This window comes from Arthrobacter sp. TB 26, assembly GCF_000427315.1.
GTDB lineage: Bacteria > Actinomycetota > Actinomycetes > Actinomycetales > Micrococcaceae > Arthrobacter.
In genome coordinates this window covers 1-2,883 of sequence record NZ_AUPJ01000258.1, presented here as the reverse complement: position 1 = coordinate 2,883, position 2,883 = coordinate 1, and the positions used below count along the sequence as shown (strand labels likewise).

Annotated in this window: 1 protein-coding gene and 1 pseudogene; both read right to left on the bottom strand. The window is 68.2% G+C overall.

The window, feature by feature from the left end; translation table 11 throughout:
- Positions 1-32: 32 nt before the first annotated feature.
- Positions 33-1,862 (bottom strand): AMP-dependent synthetase/ligase, encoded by a 1,830-nt coding sequence (locus tag K789_RS24020; protein ID WP_024366537.1) that lies wholly within the window; start codon positions 1,860-1,862, stop codon positions 33-35.
- A 59-nt stretch (positions 1,863-1,921) separates the two neighbouring features.
- A pseudogene (locus K789_RS24015) lies at positions 1,922-2,883 on the bottom strand (phospholipid carrier-dependent glycosyltransferase); the annotation flags it as partial.

The following is a 2,883-nucleotide window of genomic DNA, read 5'->3' as shown; positions in this document are numbered from 1 at the left end:
CCGCTTCCGTGCGTCGCCGGGGACGCCGGCGGTCAGCCGTAGATACGGTTGATCTGCGCCTCGAAGTCGCGCACGACGGCGGCGCGCTTCAGTTTGAGTGACGGCGTCAGGTGCCCTGATTCCACCGTGAAGTCGGCGTCAAGCACGACGAAGCTTCGGATGGATTCGGCCTTTGAAACGAGGGCGTTCGCGTCGTCCACGGCGCGCTGCAGGGCAACCCGGACCAGATCGTTGCCCCGGGCTTCGGCGGGACTCATCGCCGGAACCTTGTGCGAGGCGCACCAGTTTTCCAGGCCCTCCGGGTCCAGGTTGATCAGGGCTGACACGAACGGCCTGCCGTCCCCGATCACGACGGCCTGCAGGACCAGTTCGTGCTCGCGGATCTTTTCCTCCAGCGGCCCGGGTGCGACGTTCTTGCCGCCGGCGGTGACCAGCAGATCCTTTTTCCGGCCGGTGATGGTCAGGAAGCCGTCCGCGTCGAGGGAGCCGAGGTCGCCGGTGCGGAAGAACCCGTCCACGAACGCCGCCGCATTGGCCGCGGCGTTGTTGTGGTAGCCCTTGAAGACGCCGATGCCCTTGACCAGGATCTCGCCGTCCTCGGCAACCCGGATGGTGGTGCCGGGCACCGGGATGCCGACCGTTCCCACCTTGGTCCGAGCCGGAGTGTTGGCCGTGCACGGTGCTGTGGTTTCGGTGAGTCCGTAGCCTTCGAGGACGGGGATGCCAGCGCCGCGGAAGAAGTGGGCGTCATGCGGACTCAGAGGGCTGGCCCCGGAGACCGTGTAGCCCAGCTGGCCGCCGAAGGCCTGCCGGAGCTTGGGATACAGTAGCCGGTCGAAGAGGGCGTGCTTGGCGCGGGTCACCAGCCTGGGGCCGCTCCCGTCACCCCGGGCGGCGGCGTCAAGGGCCTTTGAATAGTCGATCGCGACGGCGGCTGCCGACTCGAACAGGCGTTCCTTCCCGGCGAGGGCCGCCTTGTGGGCAGCGCCGGCGTAGACCTTTTCGAAGATCCGGGGAACGACCAGAAGGAAGGTGGGTTTGAAGCTGGCCAGGTCCTCCAGCAGTTCCTTGGCGCTGGCGGTGTGGCCCAGGGTGGTCCCGGCGCTCAGGCAGATCACCTGGACGGCGCGGGCGAGGACGTGGGCCAGCGGGAGGAACATGAGGGTCCGGGTGCGGGGCTGCATCAGGATTTCGGGCAGGAAGGGCACGATGTTCCGGGCGACCAGGGCGAAATTTCCGTGGGTGATTTCGCAGCCCTTGGGCCGGCCTGTGGTGCCGGAGGTGTAGACAAGGGAGGCAACGTCCGCGAGTCCGGCCGCGGACCGGTGGCGTTCCAGCTCGGCGTCGCTGACTCCGCTGCCTGCCGCGGCGAGGCTGGCGAGGTTGGGTGCGGCGCCGTCGTAGTCCATCCGCACCACGGGGAGCACGGTGTCGCCAAGCACGCCGGAACTGTCCAGCACCTCGCGGACCAGGGCCGCCTTTGCCTCGTTCTCCGCGAAGATCCGCTGCGCCCCCGAGTCTTGCAGGATCCATTCGATCTGGCTGGGGGAGGACGTTTCGTAGATGGGGACGGGGACGCCGCCGGCGAACCAGATGGCAAAGTCCACCACGGTCCACTCATACCGGGTGCCGGACATGACCGCGACGGTTTCGCCGGGAGTGATGCCGCCGGCGATCAGGCCCTTGGCCAGCGCCCGGACCTGGTCCAGGAACTGCTGTGCGGAGACGTCGGCCCAGCCGGCCGGTCCTTTGCGGGAGTACAGCGCATGCACGGGATCCTGGGCGTGCTGCTCCAGCAACAGGTCGGTCACGTTGCTGCCCGGGTCGAGCTTGACGAGCAGCCCGGTGCTTGCTTCTCTCACAGCCGTTCCTCCGTTCCGCGTCCGCCCGATGCCTGGTGGACGTCCCCTGCCATCCTGCCCTAGATCCAGGACGGCATCCACATCCGGAACCGCCAATCCTGGTAGGTGATGGTCTCGGCGGTCCAGACCGGATAGAAGAAGGCCGAGACGGCGACGGCCGTGACCACAAAGAGCGCCACGAGGTAGAGCCCGGAGCGCCGCCGCCACAACGGATCCGTGCGCTGCCCCAGGATGAGGCCGAGGCAGTACACGAGGGCCAGCACCAGGAAGGGCTCGAAGGACACGGCGTAGAAGTAGAACATGGTGCGTTCCGGGTACAGGAACCAGGGCAGGTAGCCGGCTGCCACGGCCGCGAGGAGGGCCCCGGCGCGCCAGTCGCGCCGCCCGGCCCACCAGAAGAGCAGCACGCCCAGGCAAACGGCGGCGCCCCACCAGATGAGGGGGTTGCCCACAGAGAGGATCGCCGTTGTGCAGCTGGTGGTATCGCAACCCGGGCTGCCCTGTTTGGGGGATTCGTAGAAGAAGGAAGTGGGCCGGCCGAGCACCAGCCAGCTCCAGGCGCTGGCCTCGTACGGGTGGTCAGCGCTGAGCCCCTGGTGGAACTTGTAAGCCTCCAGGTGGTAATGCGCCAGGGACCGGACGGCATTGGGCAGCCAGCCCCACTCCGCCGAAGGGACGGTCTCAGCCCAGTTCCGGAAGTACGCGTCCTTGGACCGGAACCACCCGGTCCAGGTGGCGGTGTACACCAGCGCGGCCACCGGCACGATGCTGAGGAAGGCGGGGATCCCGTCCTTGAGGATCCCGCCGCTGATCCAGCCGTGGATTCCAGCGATCCGGCGGGCGCTCAGGTCCCAGAAGACCGTCAGCAGCCCGAATCCGGCCAGGAAGAACAGTGCGGACCATTTGGTGCCGACCGCCAATCCCAGGCACACCCCGGCCGCGAGCCGCCACCAGCGGATCCCCAGCCAGGGGCCAGATGCCAGCTGAAGCAGGCTGGGCCGTCCGTCCGGGGAGGCGGCGG